Annotated in this window: 17 protein-coding genes; 13 read left to right on the top strand and 4 right to left on the bottom strand. The window is 67.4% G+C overall.

Translation table 11 applies throughout. The features are described from left to right. Positions 1-3: 3 nt before the first annotated feature. Together F3S47_RS13250 and F3S47_RS13245 are read right to left on the bottom strand one after the other, a co-directional pair. Positions 4-2,382 carry a circularly permuted type 2 ATP-grasp protein gene (locus tag F3S47_RS13250; RefSeq protein ID WP_150445761.1) on the bottom strand — a complete coding sequence of 793 codons (2,379 nt, stop codon included), beginning with the start codon at positions 2,380-2,382 and terminating at the stop codon, positions 4-6. Between the two features lies 1 nt (position 2,383). After that, positions 2,384-5,791: a transglutaminase family protein gene (locus F3S47_RS13245; protein WP_150445760.1), complete on the bottom strand. Its 3,408-nt coding sequence runs from the start codon at positions 5,789-5,791 to the stop codon at positions 2,384-2,386. A 239-nt stretch (positions 5,792-6,030) separates the two neighbouring features. On the opposite strand from F3S47_RS13245, the gene F3S47_RS13240 reads away from it, so the two are divergent. The 11 genes from F3S47_RS13240 to F3S47_RS13190 all read left to right on the top strand — a co-directional run bounded on the left by F3S47_RS13240 (position 6,031) and on the right by F3S47_RS13190 (position 16,872). After that, positions 6,031-8,067 carry a YjbH domain-containing protein gene (locus F3S47_RS13240; protein WP_223877826.1) on the top strand — a complete coding sequence of 679 codons (2,037 nt, stop codon included), beginning with the start codon at positions 6,031-6,033 and terminating at the stop codon, positions 8,065-8,067. Next, entirely contained in the window at positions 8,064-8,642 is a 579-nt protein-coding gene (locus F3S47_RS13235; protein ID WP_150445758.1) for a YjbF family lipoprotein, read from the top strand. The genes F3S47_RS13240 and F3S47_RS13235 overlap by 4 nt, the downstream gene beginning before the upstream one ends. A 66-nt stretch (positions 8,643-8,708) precedes the next feature. Further along, the gene (locus F3S47_RS13230) at positions 8,709-8,954 is read left to right on the top strand and encodes a hypothetical protein (protein WP_150445757.1); all 246 of its coding nucleotides are present in this window, start codon (positions 8,709-8,711) and stop codon (positions 8,952-8,954) included. A 68-nt stretch (positions 8,955-9,022) separates the two neighbouring features. Beyond that, positions 9,023-9,808 (top strand): ThuA domain-containing protein, encoded by a 786-nt coding sequence (locus F3S47_RS13225; protein ID WP_150445756.1) that lies wholly within the window; start codon positions 9,023-9,025, stop codon positions 9,806-9,808. Further along, positions 9,805-10,857 carry a Gfo/Idh/MocA family protein gene (locus F3S47_RS13220; protein WP_150445755.1) on the top strand — a complete coding sequence of 351 codons (1,053 nt, stop codon included), beginning with the start codon at positions 9,805-9,807 and terminating at the stop codon, positions 10,855-10,857. Before F3S47_RS13225 ends, F3S47_RS13220 begins: the two co-directional genes overlap by 4 nt. A gap of 157 nt (positions 10,858-11,014) precedes the next feature. Then, positions 11,015-11,800 (top strand): hypothetical protein, encoded by a 786-nt coding sequence (locus F3S47_RS13215; protein ID WP_150445754.1) that lies wholly within the window; start codon positions 11,015-11,017, stop codon positions 11,798-11,800. A 23-nt stretch (positions 11,801-11,823) separates the two neighbouring features. Further along, the gene (locus tag F3S47_RS13210; RefSeq protein ID WP_150445753.1) at positions 11,824-13,179 is read left to right on the top strand and encodes a tetratricopeptide repeat protein; all 1,356 of its coding nucleotides are present in this window, start codon (positions 11,824-11,826) and stop codon (positions 13,177-13,179) included. Next, entirely contained in the window at positions 13,180-13,581 is a 402-nt protein-coding gene (locus F3S47_RS13205) for a DUF6165 family protein (RefSeq protein WP_150445752.1), read from the top strand. Then, positions 13,578-14,348, top strand: a complete 771-nt coding sequence (locus F3S47_RS13200) for an FkbM family methyltransferase (RefSeq protein WP_150445751.1) — start codon at positions 13,578-13,580, stop codon at positions 14,346-14,348. Before F3S47_RS13205 ends, F3S47_RS13200 begins: the two co-directional genes overlap by 4 nt. Before the next feature lie 102 nt (positions 14,349-14,450). Further along, on the top strand, positions 14,451-15,293 hold the full coding sequence (locus tag F3S47_RS13195; RefSeq protein ID WP_150445750.1) for a flagellar motor protein MotB: 843 nt from the start codon (positions 14,451-14,453) through the stop codon (positions 15,291-15,293). A 106-nt stretch (positions 15,294-15,399) separates the two neighbouring features. Next, positions 15,400-16,872 carry a flagellar hook protein FlgE gene (locus F3S47_RS13190; protein ID WP_223877825.1) on the top strand — a complete coding sequence of 491 codons (1,473 nt, stop codon included), beginning with the start codon at positions 15,400-15,402 and terminating at the stop codon, positions 16,870-16,872. Between the two features lie 132 nt (positions 16,873-17,004). Here F3S47_RS13190 and F3S47_RS13180 read toward each other — a convergent pair whose 3' ends face one another. Both F3S47_RS13180 and F3S47_RS13175 read right to left on the bottom strand, forming a co-directional pair. Next, positions 17,005-17,367: a hypothetical protein gene (locus tag F3S47_RS13180; RefSeq protein ID WP_150445749.1), complete on the bottom strand. Its 363-nt coding sequence runs from the start codon at positions 17,365-17,367 to the stop codon at positions 17,005-17,007. Beyond that, positions 17,327-17,605 (bottom strand): rod-binding protein, encoded by a 279-nt coding sequence (locus F3S47_RS13175; RefSeq protein ID WP_150445748.1) that lies wholly within the window; start codon positions 17,603-17,605, stop codon positions 17,327-17,329. The genes F3S47_RS13180 and F3S47_RS13175 overlap by 41 nt, the downstream gene beginning before the upstream one ends. Positions 17,606-18,806: 1,201 nt before the next feature. Here F3S47_RS13175 and fliK point away from each other — a divergent pair. Next, positions 18,807-19,187 (top strand): flagellar hook-length control protein FliK, encoded by a 381-nt coding sequence (gene fliK, locus F3S47_RS19435; RefSeq protein ID WP_191090187.1) that lies wholly within the window; start codon positions 18,807-18,809, stop codon positions 19,185-19,187. After that, on the top strand, positions 19,105-19,881 hold the full coding sequence (locus F3S47_RS13165; protein ID WP_150445746.1) for a flagellar hook capping FlgD N-terminal domain-containing protein: 777 nt from the start codon (positions 19,105-19,107) through the stop codon (positions 19,879-19,881). The genes fliK and F3S47_RS13165 overlap by 83 nt, the downstream gene beginning before the upstream one ends. Positions 19,882-19,884 lie beyond the last annotated feature (3 nt).

The raw sequence follows: 19,884 nt of genomic DNA, 5'->3' as shown, positions 1-19,884 counted from the left end.
CGCCTAGGCCAGGTACTGCGCCGAGAGCCGGTCCGAGAGCGCGGCGATCTCGTCCCGGATCCCGGCGAGCGTCCCCGAGTCCAGGTCCTCCGGGGCGACGACCTGCAGCTCGGTATGCAGCCGCAAGAGCGCGCTCGAGAGTTCCGACATCCGTCCGGCCACCGTCGCGGCGGGCAGTTCGGCCACCTCGCCGCGCATGAGCGCCACCTGGTAGACCACTGCGCGCGGGTTCTTGTCGTCGAGCGCGAGCAGGTCGATTACCGTCGCCCGGTTGGTCTCCACCGAGTAGCGGCGGCGGTGGGTCATCACGCTGTCCGCGACCTCCACCGCCACGTCGAAGGCGCCCGACGGAGCGTCGTCGTCGGCGAAGACCCGGAGAAGCTCGGCCCCCGCATGTGCCCGCTCCAGGGAGCGGCCGATCGTCAGGAAACGCCAGCCGGTGAAGCGGAACATGTTCTCGTTCACGAGGCCGGAGAACCCCGCGAGCCGCCGCAGGAGATCGCCCATGGCGCGGGCGGCGTCGTCTCCAGCCCGCCGGGTCCCGGCCATCTCCCGCGCCGCCTCCTCCAGCTCGTCCAGCGCGAGCCAGCCATCGGGCGAGAACCGGTCGCGGACGCGGAGCGCGCAGCTCCGGGCAGCGCCCAACAGGTCGAGTAGCGCCTCGGGGACAGGGTCGTCCGGCTCGGCATAGGTGCCGAGATACGTCTTCAAGTAGTCGAGCAGCGGCTGCGTGGCGGTGCCGCCCCCCGAGAGCCGCATGTGGTAGGCCCTCAGCAGGCGGATGAGCCCCTCGGCCCGCTCGACGTAGCGACCGAGCCAGAAGAGGTTGTCGGCCGCGCGGGAGGGCAGGAGCCCGGGCATCCGCCGGACGAAGGGACCTGTCGCCGGCTCGGTCAGGCTCACGGACTCCGGTGGCGCGTCGGAGGCGATCCAGACATCGGCCACCGATCCTCCTTGCTGCATGGCGAGTGCGGCGGCATCGCCCGTGCGGCCGATCCGGGCGTATCCGCCGGGCATGACGGTCCACCCCTGCGGCGTGCGCGCCGCGAAAACGCGGACCGTCATCGGGCGCGGCCTGAGTTGCCCATCGACGAAGGCCGGCGTCGTCGACAGCGTGACCGCCTCCTGACCCACAAGACGCTCTCCCTCCCGATCCAGCAGTTCTTCGATGGAGACGTCCGGGTCTAGGTCCGCCCGGTCGCTTTCGAACGGGAGGCGGGTGGAGAAGGCAGGGCCCACGAGCATCCGGTCGAGGTTCTGCCGGACGTAATCGCGCTCGGCAGGCGCACCGCACCACCATGTGGCGATGTTGGGTAGCTTCAGAGGCTCGCCCATCAGCCGCTCGCAGAGCCCCGGCAGAAAGGCCAGAAGCGCGCGTGTCTCCAGTACGCCCGACCCGAGGCAGTTGACCATGGTCGCAGCACCCGCACGCAGGGCCGCGACCATCCCCGGCGTCCCGAGGGCCGAGTTCTCGTCGAGTTCGAGAGGGTCGGCGTAGCGGCTGTCCAGGCGTCGCCAGATCACGCTGAGCGGCTCCGGGCCACGGACCGTGCGGACGGCGAGCCGGTCGGAGGCGATCCGCAGGTCCTCCCCCTCCAACAGGGTGAACCCGAGGTAGCGCGCGATGTAGGCATGCTCGAAGAAGGTATCGGTCTCCTGCCCCGGCGTGAGGATCGCGACGCGACCCGATCCCTCGTCCCGCAGGCCGTTCAGCGCATCGCGGAATTGCCGGAAGAAGCCCGCGAGCCGCTCGACGTTGGCCTGCGGGTAGTGGTCCGAGAAGATCCTGAGCGTCGCTATCCGGTTTTCCAGCGCGAAGCCCGCGCCGGAGGGCGCCTGTGTCCGGTCGCCGAGGACGAACCAAGACCCGTCGGGCGAGCGGCCTATCTCGAAGGCGAGGAAATACAGGAAATGCCCCGACCGGGGCTGGATGCCGACCAGCGGGCGGAGCCATTCCGGGCTTTGCGCCACGACCTGCGCGGGCAGCAGGCCCTCGCGGACGAGATTACCGGACCCGTAGAGGTCGGCCATGACCCGTTCGAGCAGTTCGGCGCGCTGGGCGATGCCCGCCGAGAGCCGTTGCCATTCGTCGGCGCCGATCATCACCGGGACATGGCTTAGGGGCCAGTCCCGCTCGGTCGAGCCGTCCGTGGTGTACTGGCGGTAGTAGACCCCCGCGTCGTGGAGGTACTGGTCGCCGCGGGCGAAGCGCTGGGCGAGACCCTCGGGCGTCTGCCGCGAGAGGACGTCGATCAGCGGTTGCCAGACCGGGCGCAGGCTCCCGTCAGGCCGCAAGAGCTCGTCGGCCACGCCGGCGCGCGGGCGATAGCCCGAGAGCAGGGCGTCGCCCAGCGGCGGCGGGATCGTGCGGCTGTCGGCCATGTCAAATGCCGGGCGGCCTCCTGAGGTCGAGGGTCATCGGAAACTCCGGGTGGGGCGTCTCCGGCGGCGGATCGTAGCGGCCGGCGGTGTGTCCCATTTTTTCGAACCGGGCAAGTCTGCGCGCCTCGGCCTCGTTCCCGTTGACGGGGAAGGTGTCGTAGTTGCGGCCGCCGGGATGGGCGACGTGGTAGGTGCAACCGCCGAGCGCCCGGCGGCTCCAGGTGTCATAGATGTCGAAGGTGAGCGGCGCGTTGACGGGCAGGGCGGGGTGCAGCGCCTCCGCGGGCTGCCAGGCCTTGAACCGGACGCCCCCGATCGACTCTCCGCTCGTCTCTGTCGCCGTGAGCGGGACCCGCCGCTGGTTGCAGGTGACGGCGTAGCGACCGGGGGTCTGGCTGGTGAGCCGCACCTGCATCCGTTCGACCGAGCTGTCGGTATAGCGCACTGTGCCGCCAATGGCGCCGCGCTCGCCGAGGACGTGCCAGGGCTCCAGCGCCTGCCGCAGCTCCAGGTGGACGCCTTCGTGTTCGATCTCGCCGCAGAAGGGAAAGCGGAACTCGGCCTGGGCCGTGTACCACTCCGGCCGCAGGTCGTAGCCGTGGTCCGAGAGGTCGCGCAGCACGTCGAGGAAATCGGCCCAGACGAAATGCGGCAGCATCATCCGGTCGTGCAGCACGGTGCCCCAGCGGGTGGGCGCGCCCTTGACCGGGCTTTTCCAGAGCCGCGCGAGCAGGGCCCGGATCAGGACCTGCTGGGCGAGCGACATGCGCGGGTCGGGCGGCATCTCGAAGCCGCGGAACTCCACGAGCCCGAGGCGGCCTGTCGGGCCGTCGGGAGAGAAGAGCTTGTCGATGCAGATCTCGGCCCGGTGGGTATTGCCGGTGACGTCGATCAGGATGTTCCGGAAGAGCCGGTCGACGAGCCAAGGCGGCGGCGCCTCGCCCTCGTCGGGATCGGGAACCTGGCTCATGGCGATCTCGAGCTCGTAGAGGCTGTCGTGACGGGCTTCGTCGATCCGGGGGGCCTGCGAGGTCGGCCCGATGAAGAGACCAGAGAAGAGGTAGCTGAGCGAAGGGTGCCGCTGCATGTAGAGCACCAGCGACCGCAGCAGGTCGGGCCGACGCAGGAATGGCGAGTCGTTCGGGGTCTCGCCGCCGACCACGACGTGATTGCCGCCGCCGGTGCCGGTGTGCCGGCCGTCGATCATGAACTTGTCCGCGCCGAGGCGGCTCTTGCGGGCTTCCTCGTAGACGCCCTCGGTAATGGCCTTGCACTCTTCCCAGCTTGCGGCGGGGTGCACATTCACCTCGATCACGCCGGGGTCGGGCGCGACCTTGATGACGTTCATCCGGGGATCGTGCGGCGGGGAATAGCCCTCGACGTGGATAGGCAGGCCAAGCTCGGCGGCAGTGTCCTCCGCTGTGGCGAGAAGGTCGAGGTAGTCCTCCAGCTCCTCTACCGGCGGCATGAAGAGGCAGAGCCGCCCGTCGCGGGGCTCGATCGCAATGGCCGTACGGACATGGCCGCCGGCGGGATCGACACCCTGCTCCATGATCTTCTGGCGCGGACCGGCGTCGCGGGCCTCCGAGACCGGCTGCACATGCTCGGGGCTGGTCTCGGGCAGGGTCTCGGCCTCCTCCTCCGCGATGCGCTGGAGTTCTTCCAGGACCCGGCGGCGGCGCTCGGCGACCTCAGCGTGGAGATCGGGCAGGGCGCCGCGCTCGACGGTCGGGTCGGCGGGGTAGGTGTAGGGGTAGGACGACGGCGGAATGTAGGGCAGGGAGCCGAGCGGCAGCCGGAAGCCCACCGGGCTGTCCCCCGGGACGAGGTACAGGTGCCCGCGCCGGGTCTTCCAGTACTCCGACCGCCACTTGCGGCCCGCGGCCCGCGACTGCCAGCGCTGGACCGGCAGGGCGTAGCCCGCGGGTTCGGTCAGGCCCCGGTTGAATACCTTGGCGATCCGGGCGCGGGCCTCCGGGTCCTTGAGCTTCGGATCCTCGGGCGTGACGTTCACCGGGAGCTCGGCCTCCTTGATGATCCACTCGGTCGGATCCTCGTAGGTCGGCAGGACGTGGTCCTGCGAAACGCCCAGACGCTCGGCAAAGCCGGACAGGAAGCGCGAGGCGTCGTCAGGAGTCGCGCCGGTTTCGGTTGCTTCCTCCGCGATCAGGTCGGGGTTCTTCCAGACCGGCTGGCCATCGCGCCGCCAGTAGAGGGCGAAGGTCCAGCGCGGCAGGGTCTCTCCCGGATACCACTTGCCCTGCCCGTAGTGCAGGAAGCCGCCGGGCGCGAAGCGGTCGCGCAGGCGGCGGATGAGCATGTCGGCCAGGCCGCGCTTCTGCGGTCCGACGGCGGCGGTATTCCACTCGGCGCTCTCGAAGTCGTCGATGGAGACGAAGGTGGGCTCGCCCCCCATGGTCAGCCGCATGTCGGAGGCCTGCATGTCGGCGTCGATCTTCTGGCCGAGAGCGTCGAGGGCCTGCCAGGATTCCTCGGAGAAGGGCTTGGTGATCCGCGGGTGCTCGGCTGTCCGCATCACCTGCATGTCGAAGTCGAAGGAGACCTCGGGCGTGCCGGCAGCGGAGAAGCCGCCCACGATGGGCGCGGCGTTTCGGTAGTGCGGCGTGGCGGCGAGCGGGATGTGGCTCTCGCCGGTCAGCAGCCCGCTCGTCGGATCGAGCCCGATCCAGCCCGCGCCGGGAAGGAAGACTTCGGTCCAGGCGTGCAGGTCGGTGAAGTCGTGATCGGTGCCCGAGGGGCCGTCCAGCGCCTCGAGGTCGGGCTTCAGCTGGATCAGGTAGCCGGAGACGAAGCGGGCGGCGAGGCCCATGTGGCGCAGCGCCTGAACCAGCAGCCACGAGCTGTCGCGACACGAGCCCTTGCCGCGTTCGAGCGTCTCCTCCGGGGTCTGCACGCCGGGCTCAAGCCGGACGATGTAGTCCACCTCCTGCTGGATGCGGGCGTTGAGCTGGACCAGCCAATCCACCGTCCGCTCGGCCTCCGTCGGGATCGCCGCGACGAACTCGGTGAACCGAGGGCCCGCGGGCTCGGGCACGCGGTAGATCGAAAGATCCTCGGCCAGTTCCTCAGGGTAGGTGAAGGGAAAGCTCTCCGCCGTCTCGTCGACGAAGAAGTCGAACGGATTGTAGACGGTCATGTCCGCGACGAGGTCGACCTCGATCTTCAGTTCCCGCACGGGCTCGGGAACGACGAAGCGCGAGAGCCAGTTGCCGTAAGGGTCCTGCTGGTGGTTCACGAAGTGATCCGCGGGCGTGACCTTGAGCGAATGCGAGATCACCCGGGTGCGACTGTGCGGCGCCGGTCGCAGACGGATGATCTGGGGAGAAAGGGTCACCGGCCGGTCGTAGCGGTAGTGGGTCAGGTGACGGATGCTCGCGGTGATGGCCATGGGCGCCCTTGTCGGTCATTGAAGTCGGGTCGGTCGAGGGTTTGCAAGGTTCGCCGACCTATACCAGAAAATTCCCCTGTCCCGGCACGACTTGTCCCCTTTCGTCACCTCCCTGCCCAAGGCTTATGCGTGCCGGCCTCCTGTCCGGGAGCGGATTCCCGTTCGGCATCGGACCCCGTGGCTTTGGCTTCCGGCCGTCCCGGCGTAGGCCGGCAGCGTGGACCATTGCGGAGGGACGCGTGCGTCGCAGACTGATCGGGACGGCAGCGGCGCTGATCCTTGGCGCCACAACGGCCGAGACGCAGGGGCTCTCGCTCTACGGATTGCCGGGGCTGGTGGACATGCCGACGGCGCGGGCGATGGAGGACGGCAGCCTGGCGCTCACGGCGGGCGGTTTCGGCGGCACGCTGCGAAACACGCTGGCCTTCCAGGTCACCCCGCGCCTGACCGGCAGCTTCCGCTACGCCCGCATCCGTGGCTACGACTTCGACGGCGCGCAGGACCGCTTCGACCGCAGCTTCGACCTTCAGTTCCAACTGGCGTCGGAGCGGGGCCCCGGCCCGGCTGTCGCCCTTGGTCTGCGGGACTTCGGCGGGACGGGCATCTACAGCAGCGAGTATCTGGTCGCGACGAAGACATTCGGGTCCTTTGAACTCACGGCCGGTCTGGGCTGGGGACGTCTCGCCGAGCGCGATCCCCTCGGCGCGCCGCTCGGTCTGCTGTCGGACCGGCTCGCGACGCGGCCGGACGCCCGGGCAGGCGGGATCGAGCAGACCGGGCGGCTCGATGCCGGGAGCTGGTTCCGGGGCAACGCCTCTGCTTTCGGCGGTCTCGCATGGGAGCCCTCCGAGCGCTGGAGGATCGTCGCGGAGTACTCCCCGGACCTCTACCGGCTCGAAACGGACCGCGGGCTCGTCGATGTCCGCTCTCCGGTGAACCTCGGGGCGAGCTACAGGTGGGACAACGGGATCGCCCTCGGAGCCTACGCTGTGCAGAGCACGGACCTCGGGCTGAGGCTGAGCTACGGTCTGCATCCGGCCCGCCCGCCCCGTCCCGGCGGGGCAGAGCCCGCGCCGCCGCCGCTTCTCCCGTCGCCTGCCGGCGGCCCAGCGACACTGATGCAAGGACTGGAGGCGCAGGGCATCGGGCTCGAGGCCATCGAGATCGACGGCGCGCTGGCGGAGGTCCGGATCGAGAACCGGCGATGGCCGGTGACCGCGCAGGCGGTCGGACGCACGGCCCGGGCGCTCGGCAATACGCTGCCGGAGGGTGTCGAGCGTCTCCGGATCGTCTTCACGGAGTCTGGCATGCCCATGAGCGCGGTATCGATGGACAGACAGGCGTTCGCTGAGATGGAGTTCTCGCCGGAGGGCGGGGCGCGATTGCGCGAACACGTAGCGCTCGACGACGCGTGGCGCGAGTTCGACGCGGAGCCGCGATTCACATACGGGCTCGGCCCCTACGCTGCCCTGTCGACATTCGACCCGGACGCGCCGCTGCGCGCCGATGTCGGGCTCCAGCTCGACGCCGCGCACCGGCTAGGGTCCGGCCTCAGCGTCGCCGGGCGCCTCCGACAGCCGCTGGCCGGGTCCCTGGACGAGTCCGACCGGGTATCCGATTCACGGCTCCCCCACGTCCGCTCGGATTCCGCGCGATACGACCGGTCGGCGGGGCTGGAACTGACGAGGCTGACGGCGGACTACCTTTACCGGCCTGGGCCCGACCTCTTCGGCCGTGTCTCCGCCGGATACCTGGAGCGGATGTTCGGGGGGCTCTCGGCGGAGCTCCTATGGTATCCGGTCGAGGGCCCGCTCGCGCTGGGCGCAGAGGTCAACTATGCCCGCCAGCGCGGTTTCGATCTGGGGACCGGCTTCCGGGACTACGACGTGTGGACCGGCCACGCCTCTGCCTACTACGACCTCGGGCTTGGCTATCGCGCGCAGCTCGACGCGGGGCGATACCTCGCGGGGGACTGGGGCGCCACGCTGTCGCTCGACCGTGACTTCGGCAACGGCTTCAGCGTCGGCGCCTTCCTGACGCTGACCGACGTGGCGCCGGAGGACTTCGGCGAAGGCTCTTTCGACAAGGGAATCCGGCTGGAGATCCCGGTCAGTTGGATCACCGGCGTCCCGACTCGGAGCCGCATCCGCCAGACGATCCGGCCCGTGCTTCGAGACGGCGGCGCGCGGCTGAACCTTGGCAACCGGCTCTACGAGATCACGCGGCCCGTCCGGGGACGGGCACTCACCGAGGGGTGGGGGAGGGCCTACCGATGAGATGGGTGCTGACCGGACTGCTGCTCGCCGCTTGCGGAGTGTCGGAGCCACCCGCGACGGAAGAGCGCTACGCGGCCCTCGCAGGTGCGCCAGCGATCCAGGTCGGGGCGGTCCGGACGGGCGGCTTCGCGCTCTTCCGGCAAGAGGCCATGCGCGACGGGCGGCAGAGCTACTTGGGGCCCGGCGGAGTGGGGCTCGTCCTCGACCGGGGTCTGATCATTGCTTCGCGTGGGACGCCCGATGCGCTGATGGCGGTGGAGGTCGAAGGGCTGCATGCCGCGCTGAGGCAGACGACGGGCGGAGAAACCCTGCGACGGCACTGGTATCTCACAGGCACCAACGAGAACGAGGAGCTGGCTCTGACCTGTGCGGTCCGTCCGATGGGCCCGAGGGAGGTGCGCATAGGCGGCGGGACCGTGCCCGCCCACCTCATGGTCGAGCGCTGTGACGGGGTGAATGTCATCGAGAACCTCTACTGGCTCGGTCGGGATGGAGACATCCTGCAATCCCGCCAGTGGATCGGGCCACGGACAGGGGCCCTCTCGACGCGTCTGACCCGACGCCCCGCCCGATAGGCATTTCTTAACCACATTGCCCGACCATTCCGGACAGCCCTGTTTGAAAGCCCGAGGAGACCTCCGATGATCCGCACCGCCGCCGCTCTCATTGCTCTTTCCGCCGGACCCGCCATGGCGCAGGTCGCGCCGGACTGCGCGCTCCCCGAGAATGCCGAACTCGAGGCCTGCCTGGCGCTGCCCAGCCTCTCGACCCAGGCGGTCGGAAGCGCCCCGGGGCTCACGGCGGCGAGCCGGACGCTCATCGTCATAGCGACTTCTGCCCTCGCGGCCATCAGCGAGGCCTCGGCGACCTCCAGTACGACGGAATAAGCTGCGGCCGCTTGGCGGGCTTCGGGTCCGCGTGCTAGCGCTGTCGCGTCACGAACGGGAGAGCGCTCATGCCGATCCGCGCGCTGGTGTGGAACGAGAACGTCCACGAACGCACGAACGAGACCGTCGCCAAGCAGTATCCCGACGGGATACACGGCGCCGTCGCCTCGGCCCTGGCGGAATCCGAGGGCGTCGAGGTATCGACGGCGACCCTTCAGGAGCCGGAGCAGGGCCTGAGCGAAGAGCGGCTCGCCGGGACCGATGTCCTGTTCTGGTGGGGTCACGCGCATCATGGCGACGTCACCGATGAAACCACCGAGCGCGTGATGCGCCATGTCTGGTCCGGCATGGGGTTCGTCGCGCTGCATTCGGCGCATTTTTCCAAGCCGTTCAAGGGGCTGATGGGAACGCCCTGCAATCTGAGCTGGCGCGAGGCCGGTGAGAAGGAGCGGATCTGGACGGTCGCGCCCTCCCACCCGCTGGCCGAGGGGCTGCCGCCTTTCTTCGAACTCGAGCCAGAGGAGATGTATGGCGAGCCCTTCGGGATTCCCGAGCCCGAGGAGACGGTCTTCGTCTCCTGGTTCGAAGGAGGAGAGGTGTTCCGCTCTGGCGCCACCTGGCGGCGCGGCGGCCGCGTTGTCTACTTCCGGCCGGGTCACGAGACCTATCCCAGCTACCATGACGCCAACGTTCGCCAGGTCCTGCGCAATGCCGCCCGCTACGCCGCCGGGCGTCGGGTTACGACCGCGGCGGAGTCCGACGCCGCGCCGAACGTGCCGGCCTCGGAGGCGCCGGAGCCCTTCGAGGCCCGAGGACCGCGGCTTCACAAGGACGGCGAGGCAGGTTTCCGGTGACGCGACTCCTGATCCTCGGCACCGGGGGAATGGCCAATACGCACGCCGAGGCTTTCGCGGCCATTCCCGGCGTGACGCTGGCTGCCGGCGTGGACACCAATCCCGGTCGCCTCTCCGAGTTCAACGCGCGGCACAGGATCGAGCGCGGGTTCCACTCGCTGAAGGAGGCGCTGGACTGGGGCGAGTTCGATGCCGTCACGAACGTCACGCCCGACCCGGTCCACCATCCGACGACACTCGCCATCCTCGCGGCGGGCAAACACGTGCTCTGCGAGAAGCCCCTCGCGGTCAACGCCGCGGACGCAGAGGAGATGGCCCGGGCCGCGACGGAGGCGGGCGTCGTGAACATGGTCAACCTGACCTACCGAAATGTCCCCGCGCTCATCCAGGCGCATGCCATGGTCGCCGCCGGAGAGATCGGCGAAGTGCGCCATTTCGAGGCGGCCTACCTGCAGAGCTGGTTGACGCAGGATGCCTGGGGCAAATGGGACGAGGAAGAGCAGTGGCTCTGGCGCCTCTCGACGGCGCACGGCTCGCTTGGCGTGCTGGGCGACGTCGGTGTCCACATCCTCGATTTCGCCACCTATGCTACTGACCGGCTCGCTTTCGAGAGCGTCTCGTGCCGCCTCCAGACCTTCGACAAGGCGCCCGGCGGACGGATCGGCGAATACGTTCTCGACGCCAACGATAGCATGGCGATGCACGTGAGGCTCGCGAACGGTGCGATCGGCGTGGTCCATGCGAGCCGTTTCGCCACGGGTCATCTGAATGACCTCTCCCTGCGGCTCTTCGGCACCAAGGGCGGGCTGGAGTTGCACTACACCCACGGCAAGAGCCGCCTCCGGGCCTGTCTCGGTGGCGACCTGACCAGTGGCACCTGGCGCGACGTGCCATGTCCGGCGGTGCCGACCAACTTCGAGAGGTTCGTGGCTGCCGTCCGGAGCGGCGCACCTGTCCGGCCGGACTTCTCCCGGGGGGCCGCGCTCCAGCGGGTCATGGACCGGGCGGTCGAGTCGAATGCCGCGAACGGGACGAACCTCACCGTGTGAGGGGTCACCGCCTTGCCGGGGTTACCCCTGTGGCCGGGGGGCTGCGACCCTCGAAAAACGGCGGGCCCTACAGCTGCGACGGGACCGTAAGAGACCCTAAGGTTTTGACTTGTACGTAAACCTGGGCTTCAGTCCCGGCCGGGGGTTGCGAGGGTCGATGCAGCTATCAGTCAGTTTCGAGAACACCGCCGGAACGGAGAAGCGGTCTGGTCCGGTTCAGGTGGGATGGTTCCTGAATCAGACCAAGGGTGGCGTGATCTACTCTGCTCCGGAGCGGGTGAGGGGTGCCGAACGCAACCGGACACATGCCAAGAGCGCCAGCCGCTGCCCGGCGGTCGTCAACATGGAGAGCCGGTACTTCCTCGTTCGCTGCCCCTTCGACCTCAATCTGCAGTTCGTCCGGGACAAGGAGGGCAAGCCCGGGGTTCGCAACCTGAACGGTGCCATGTCCGGGATCCGGGGCAACAAGCTGCGCGAGAAGGTCATCATGACGCCCGAGCAGGAGTGGCGCTACGCCGGCGTGCCGACGATCCAGATCCCGACGCCCTACGTCTTCATCTCGGACGAGCCGGTCCACATTTCGCAGGTCCCGCCGTTTCTTCATTACCTCAAGCAGCCGTGGCCCGGTACGCTCTTCGGCGGGCGCTTCCCGATCAACGTCTGGCCCCGTCCGCTGATGTGGGCCTTCGAGTGGCATGACACGGAGAAGCCGCTGCGGATCGACCGTGGCGACCCGTGGTTCTACGCGGGCTTCGAGACAGCGTCGCCCGAGCGCAGCGTCACCTGCCAGGAGGTCGAGCGGACGCCGGAACTGCTGGAGTACATGGACCTCATCTCCGGGGCCGTGAACTACGTGAACCAGACGTTCTCGCTCTTCGAGGAGGCGGAGCGGCGTCGCCCCGAGACCCTGGTCAAGCCAATCGCGCGGCGGGGCGCTACGTGATGGAGGGCGAGAGGGCGCCCCTGATGACAGTGCGGGAGCTCCGCCGGACGGCCGCCGCGGCACATCGCGCCGGGGAGTTGGACCGGGCGCGCGCCCTCTATGCCCGCTACCTCGCGGACCAGCCCGGCGACGCGGCGATCTGGTCTAATCTCGGCGTGCTCCATCGTTCGGAAAAGCGACCTGAACAGGCGGTTCGCGCCCATGCGCGCGCCCATGCATTGGATCCCGAGGGCACGGGCGTCCTGAACAACTACGCCAACGCGCTCACCGATATCGGACGGTACACGGATGCGATCGGCCTGCGGGAGCAGCTGCTCGAGGAGACTCCCGGCGATACCCAGCAGAAGGCGCTCATCGGGCGGGCGCTTCGCGGGAGCGGGGCCTATGACCGCGCCATCGCGTGGCTGGAGGAGGCGCGGGCGGCGCATCCGGAGGACTCCGAGATCACGCTTCAGCTCGCGCTGGCATATCTGTCGGCCGGCGCCTACGACCGCGGCTTCGAGCTCTATTCCGCGCGCTGGCAGACCGGCGAGCTCACGAGGCGCGAGGTGCCCTTTCCCGAGTGGCAGGGCGAGGACCTGACCGGCAAGACCGTCCTCGTGATGCCCGAGCAGGGCTTCGGGGACGCCGTCGTCATGATGCGCTTCCTGCCCTGGTTGAGGGAGCGCTGCGCGCAGGTCATCGTGCTCGCCGAGCGACCGCTGCTTCGGCTTTTCAGCGGTCTGGACGGGGCCGATGCCGTGGTCGCCAGCCTCGAGCGCGGGGCGCCGGTGGACGTCTTTCTCTACGCCATGGACCTGCCGCGCCTGGGACTTCGGACGCCGGAGGATATTCCTCGCCCGGCATTCCTGGCGATCCCCGGCGACGCTCGCGCGCGGGCCGAGCGCCTGGTCCGGCCGCACGCGGAGACGTTCAAGGTCGGTGTCGTCTGGAGCGGGTCCGTCACCTACAAGGGCAATGCCTTCCGGTCGTTCTCCCACCGGGAGTTCCTGCCGCTCACGGACATTCCCGGAGTCCAGCTCTTCTCGCTTTACAAGGGGCCTGGCCTCGACGCTTTTCGGGCCGATGGAAGCGACGCCTTCATCATCGACACGGGCTCGACCGATCGCGATTTCGCCGACTGCGCGGCGACGATGTGCGAGATGGACCTCGTCGTGACATCCGACACCGCGACGGCCCATATCGCCGGCTCGCTCGGGCTGCCGACATGGGTGGTCCTGCACTGGGACAGCTTCTGGATCTACACGCACAGCGGAGAGACGACACCGTGGTATCCCGGCATGAGGCTCTTCCGTCAGAGCGAGCCGATGGACTGGTCTGGTCCGTTCGCCCGGGTCCGCGCGGAACTCGAGGACCTCCTCGCCGGGGGCAACGGCTGAATGGAGGAGATCCGCATTCCGGTCTCGCCGGGCGAACTGATCGACAAGTTGACGATCCTCCGCATCAAGAGCGAGCGGATCAGCGACACCGACAAGCTCGCCAATGTCCGGCACGAAGAGGCTGCGCTGGCCGCCGCGGCGAAAGTTCTTCCGGAGAGTAAGGAGCTGTCGGCCTTGCGCGACCGCTTGCTTGCGATCAACGAGGAACTCTGGGACATCGAGGATGGAATCCGGGACTGTGAGCGCGCCGGGGACTTTGGTGCGGAATTCGTCCGCCTGGCCCGAGCGGTCTATCTGACCAACGACAGGAGAGCCGAGGTGAAGAAGGCGATCAACCTGCTGCTGGGCTCCGCCCTGGTGGAAGAGAAGTCCTATGCCGATTACGGACCGGACGCCCGATGACGCCCGAGAAACGGATCGAGGCGGCCAAGCTGGAGCTCGTCCAAGCGCGGACCGAGATCGCCCGGACCCTGCGCACCGAGCGCAGTCGTCGGCGTGCCCCGCTGAACCGGCAGTTCCACGAGGTGACCCGGATGCTCATGCCCGGCGACCCCTATTCGAGCCAGGCGGGGCAGGACCGCATCGTGGACAGCCTGCTCGCCGGCAAGACAGGCGGCACCTTCGCAGACATCGGCGGCTACGACGGGGTGACCGGGTCCAACACGCTCTTCTTCGAACGTCATCGTGGATGGACCGGCCTGCTGGTCGAACCGGTCGCCGCTCAGCTTGAGCGGGCAAGGGTGGCGCGGAGCTGTGCCTGCGTCGGCTGCGCCGTTTCCGCCGAGGCCGGCGAGGCGGAGTTCATCGAGGTGCGCGAAGGTTTCCGCCAGATGTCAGGCCTCGCCGCGAGCTACGACCCCGACATCCTGGCAGAGGTCCGCAAGGATTCCCGTCACAAGGAAGAAACCGTCACCGTCGAAACCCGGACCCTCTCCGACATTCTGACCGAGGGTGGTGTGCCCGACCCGGACTACGTCTCGCTCGACATCGAGGGTGGCGAGCTGCCGGTGCTTGAGAGCTTTCCCTTCGACAAGCACGACGTGACCGCCTGGTCGATCGAGAACACCCGTGGCCTGCCGCGCGTAGCCGAGATCATGCGGGATAACGGCTACAGCCTCGCCGATTTCTGCGGACCGGACGAAATCTATCTAAAGCGGCAGTCCCGTTAACTCTGATAGCCGCGATTGCGGCTCTCCCGCCCGATTTCCGCCCCCGGCCGGCCCCAGCGCGCAGCGATAGCCCCGCACGTACTCAAGCAAGCGGGGGCTTCCATGGCAGCGGGCAGCAACACGGCACCGATCATCATCAAGCGAAAGAAGGTCGTCGGCGGCGACGGCCACCACGGCGGGGCCTGGAAAGTCGCCTACGCGGATTTCGTCACGGCAATGATGGCCTTCTTCATGCTCATGTGGCTGCTCAACGCCACGACCGAGCAGCAGCGCAAGGGGATTGCGGACTACTTCTCGCCGACCATTCCGATCAACAAGGTCTCCGGCGGCGGCGACGGATCGTTCGGCGGCGACAACATCTTCGTCGAGGAGACCCTCGCGGAGAGCGGTGAAGCCGCCACGGTGCAGAGCCGGGGGATGGAGACGTCCCTTTCCTTCGAGGACGGCGCTGAGGCGGACCGGGACGAACAGGCGTCGATCGAGGCGCTGCGGGACATCGAGGACCAGCTCCTCGGCCGGGGCGGGGAGAGCCTTCTGACCGAGGACCAGATGCGCCACGTCGTCACCCGGGTGACCGACGAGGGGCTGATCATAGAGCTCTTCGACCTGCCGGGGGCCCAGCTTTTCGAGCCGGGGACGACCCTCCCTCGTCCGATCACCCGGGAACTGGCCCGGATCATCGGCCGCACATTCGCGCTGACGTCGAACGACGTGGCAGTCGAGGGGCATGTTCGCTCCCGGCCCGTCGTTCTCGCGGACAACCCGGTCTGGCGGCTTTCGACGGACCGTGCCGCCGTCCTGCGCGGGCTGATGGAGAAGACCGAACTCGCGCCGGAGCGCTTTGCCCGGGTCACCGGCCATGCCGACCGCGACCGGGCGGTGCGCGACGCGCTCTCGATCCGCAACAACCGGATCGAGATCATCCTGCTGCGGTCCGATCGGTAGGGCAGGGGGCGACCATCGGAAACCCGGCAGCCGTTAGCCTGACCTTAAACCCGGGGCGGTTAGAAGCGGAGGTGGCAGCTACAGCGCGACGCAGAAAGGCTCTTGCATGACGATCTCCTCTTCGCTGAACGCGGGTGTCGCGGGTCTCGCCGCGAACGCGAGCCGGCTGGCGACGATCTCGGACAACATCGCCAACAGCTCCACCTACGGCTACAAACGCGCGACGACCGACTTCCATTCGATGGTCATCAACAGCTCCAAGGGCACCTATTCCGCCGGCGGTGTCCGGGTCACGACCCAACGGATCATCGACCAGCGCGGCTCCATCGTCTCGACGAACAACGTTACCGACCTCGCCGTGCGCGGCCGCGGCATGATGCCGGTGACGACAGAGGCCGCGCTGGGCCTGGGGAATACGGCCTCGGAGTTCCTGCTGACGACGACAGGCTCGTTCCGTCCCGACAGCGAGGGGTACCTGCGCAGCCAGTCCGGCCTCGTGCTCATGGGATGGCCCGCGACGGTCGACGGCGACATTCCGGCCATTCCTCGCGATACGGCTGACGGTCTGGAACCGATCCAGATCAACGCCGACCAGGCCGCCGGCGAGGCGACGACCTACATCGATCTCGGCATCAACCTCCCCGCCACGTCGACCGAATACACCTCGAGCGGTGTGCCCGAAGAAATCACCGTCGCCTATTTCGACAATCTCGGGACCTCGCAGGACGTCAACGTATCCTTCACCCCGAACGTACCGGCGGCAGGGTCTTCCAACGAGTGGACGATGGAGGTCTTCGACAGCGCCTCGGCGGGGGCGAAGGTGGGTGAATACGTCCTGACGTTCGACGATACGCGCGGGTCGGGCGGGACGCTTGCGAGTGTCACCGCCGTTCAGGGTGCCCCGCACGACAACGCTACCGGGAGGGTCACGGTCGACGTGGCCGGGGGACCGCTTGAAATCGGCATCGGCACCCTGGGGGAGCCCGGCGGCCTCACCCAACTCTCCGATTCCTTCGCCCCTGTCTCGATTGACAAGAACGGCAACTCGGTCGGCAACATGACCTCGATCGAGATCGACGCGAACGGTTTCGTCAGGGCGTCCTTCGACACGGGCGTCAGCAAGGTGATCTACCAGGTGCCGCTCGTCGACGTCAGCTACGTCAACGGGCTAGAGGCGCTCGACCAGCAGACCTACCGGGCCACCCCGACCTCCGGCAGATACTTCCTGTGGAACGCGGGCGATGGCCCGACGGGCGACCTTCTGAGCTTCGCCCTCGAAGAGTCCGCCACCGATGTCGCTGGGGAACTGACCGAACTCATCCAGACCCAGCGCGCCTACTCGTCCAACGCCAAGGTCATACAGACCGTCGCGTTGTCCTTCGCCGAGGCGACCTTCTTACCGGTCGAGATCATGTTCTGGGTGTCGGTCAGGTCGCGATTGATCGACTTGAGGGTCTGGAGCGCCACCATGGCGCCGTTGTTCGTAAGTATGCTGGACATTTTGGTCCTGCTCCAATTCCGGACGCTTTGCGCCCAATTTCGAGTCAATGCCGCTGATTTGAAAGCGGCAGTTTGCTAGCCATTCTGACTCTTTTGTCTGGAGCTTCTCTCCGACCTATTCGCATCAGTTCGATGCAAAGCCCAACCTACACTCGTCAGGTCAACGAACCGCTAAGATCGCGACAGGTCGGCAAGTTCGTATCCTAAGACTCTAAGCTCTTCGGGCGAAGGAGCCCAACTCTGTCGCAAGTCGCTCTTTCTTGCCGTCTTGGGCGTATGTCGTCAGATGCTTAGCGGCTTGTTCGAGTGCCGCAATGCGGCGCGTTGCATCTCTTGTGCCGGCAAGAGCAGCCTGCAGCAGCGCTTGATTCGTTGTTAACAGTTCGTTCAGCCGCCTGAGAACGTCGGGCGCAGGTGTGTTGTCGGATGCCGCTTCTGCCAGTTCTCTTTTCTCGTCTAAAATTGAAGATATCGCTCTGAAATCTCCTCCGAGGAGCAGTTTTCGCTCCCGATGAAGGAGTTCGAAAAGCGCTCTAGCTTCGTGAGTCATCGGAATTTGCCAGGATTGAGTCATAGAGCGATTCTGCAAGGCCGACTCCCCCGGCTTCGGCAATACTCTGTCCATACTGTCTGGTGAGATACGAGGCGACCTGCGCTTCCCCGACGCCCCCGCCGAAAGAGCCACGACTTTCCCCCAATCCTGCTGATTTCAGGACTTCAGAGAGAAAGGCGGCCTCCAAATTTCTTGCTGCCGCCTCAACGGGCCGCGTGCGGAGGGCCTGGAAGACTGGAACTTCTGATATTGGGTCCATCAAGGTTCTCCTGTTGTGGCCCCTAGCGTCGCACCGACCAGTAAAGAATTGGTAAGCTAATTCTGCCATTCATGCCGCTACGTTGGACGGAGATTCGAGCTCGATGACTCCTTTCGTGGACAATACCGGCACCGGCGATTCCTCGTTACCGCGATCAAGACGTGGTGATGGTTCTCCAGCGCTCGGCGATGGCTTTGTCGAGGTCTTTGACGCAGAGGTCGGCACGGTTGAGTCCAGTGGCCTTGCGATGCCCGATCTGCCGCTGAGCCGGTTGAAGTCATCGGAGACAAGGAGCGTGCAGACTGCCGAGGGAGCTATCGATCCACTCGGCCGTAGCGGAGAGCCGTCGTCTCAGTCTCCCTTGCAGCAAAGTATGGGGCCGCTTCGGCCGATCGACCCAGAGACGGTGGGGTCGCGCGCCGGAAGTAACGCTTTCATGCATCCGCGGCCGGGCGCGCCGAGTGGAAGCGCTGTCTTGTCGACCGCGCGGCCGAGCCAGTCTGGTCTTTCGGGCGCTGGGCGAGCAGACGGACTTTTTTCCGAACCCCTTAATGCCGGCAAATTCAATGGAGGACCGGCCCGCTCCGGTGTGGCCGGGGACGCAGTCCGCCACACACCGGGACTGCCCCACGGTCGCGCCCTAGGGCCAGAGACGCCCCTCAAACCTGACATGGCGCGGGCCGATACGGCGTTGCGAGACATTCCGACAAGGCGCGTGGAGGCGGCTGATGAACGGACGCGTGCGGCAAACACATAGGTCCCCGATATCGGTGGTCAATCGGGGCGCTCGAACCACGAAGAGGGGCCGTTGCCCCCTTTGGGGTCTGCGATGGGGCGGGTGCCCCATCACGAGCGGCTCCTTGATCATCGAGAGGCGCACCGCCGCGGGTATGGCGTTGGACCTGAGGCAGTCAGGCGGGAGAGCGGGGTGGTTGACGGCGCCGGGTCCGCAGCGCCGAGGCCGGCGGGCATTCAGGAGGCTTCGGCAAGTATCCCGCTAGGCGGCCCGACCAACCTTGAGCACGCCGCAAACGGCCGGCCGATCGGCGAGACTTCCGGGCCCTTCGAGGAACGGGGCCCGGATCTCGACTTGGGCAGGCTCGGTCCCGCTGGTCTGCTTCCAGATAACGCTAGAACGGCAGGGGTCTCGCAGGCTGCGGCCCAACCCGGGTCACCTTCGCCGGGGACGGATGGAGGTGCCATGGCAAGACAGCTCGCGGCGGCCCTGTCCACGACGGGACAGGGTCGAACGGATATCTACCTCGAACCGCGGGAGCTTGGCCGGGTGTCGCTTTCGCTGGTGACATCGGACGCGGGTGTCTCCGTGGCGATAGCGGCGGAAAGACCTGAGACGGCAGACCTGATCCGCCGCAATCTCGACGCGCTGTCCGGGGAGCTGCGCGACATCGGGTACGACCAGGTGTCCTACGATTTCTTAGGAACTGGTCAGGATCGAACGCAGGACGACTCCCGAGAGGTCGGAGAGTCCGTGTTCGACGATGCGCCGGAGGGAGCCGACACGGACGAGCCCGCCGCCCACGAGACCGTTCGACCCAACGCTTCGCTCGATATCCGCCTCTAGGGAGATCCTGATGGAAACAACCCAGCCGACCAATCCCAATGACGCGGTCCGGGAGGCCCTCGCAAGCAGCGGGGCGAAAGTCCCTCCTTCCGATGGCGACTCATCTCCAGCCATCAGTTCGGACTTCGAGACCTTTCTGAGAATGCTGACCGTGCAGATGGAGAACCAGGATCCCCTGAACCCGGTCGATTCCGCGGAGTACGCGGTACAGCTCGCGACCTTCTCCGGCGTCGAGCAGCAAGTTATGACCAACGACCTGCTGCGCGGCTTGACCGACCAGTTCGGGGTTTCCGGCCTCAACCAGGTCGCCGATTGGGTCGGTCAGCGAGCGAGGGTCACCGCGGCGGTCCTTCCGCCTGAAGAACCGATGACCATCGTCGCCGAGACGGCGGCCGTCGCCGACGGCGCGGAACTCATCGTCAAAGCCGGCGACGGTACGGTTCTCGAGCGCCACCGGATACAACCACCCGGTGGTGAAGTTGCCTGGACACCGTTCGCAGGATCCGGCGCGGCCCGCCAGCCTGTGACCTTCGAGGTCGAGAGTTTCTCGGGCGGCACGTCCCTGGGAGCGTCACCCGCTCCGGCCTATGTCCCGGTGCGCGAAGTCCGGATCGAGGAGGGTGCGGCCGTCATCGTGCTGCCCGGCGGTGAGACGGTTCCCGCAACGAGCGTCACTGCCCTCCGGGAGGGCTGACAG

The organism is Histidinibacterium aquaticum (assembly GCF_008710275.1).
Lineage (GTDB): Bacteria > Pseudomonadota > Alphaproteobacteria > Rhodobacterales > Rhodobacteraceae > Oceanicola > Oceanicola aquaticus.
The sequence above is the reverse complement of the archived record's forward strand: the minus strand, read 5'-3'. Positions and strand labels throughout refer to the sequence as shown.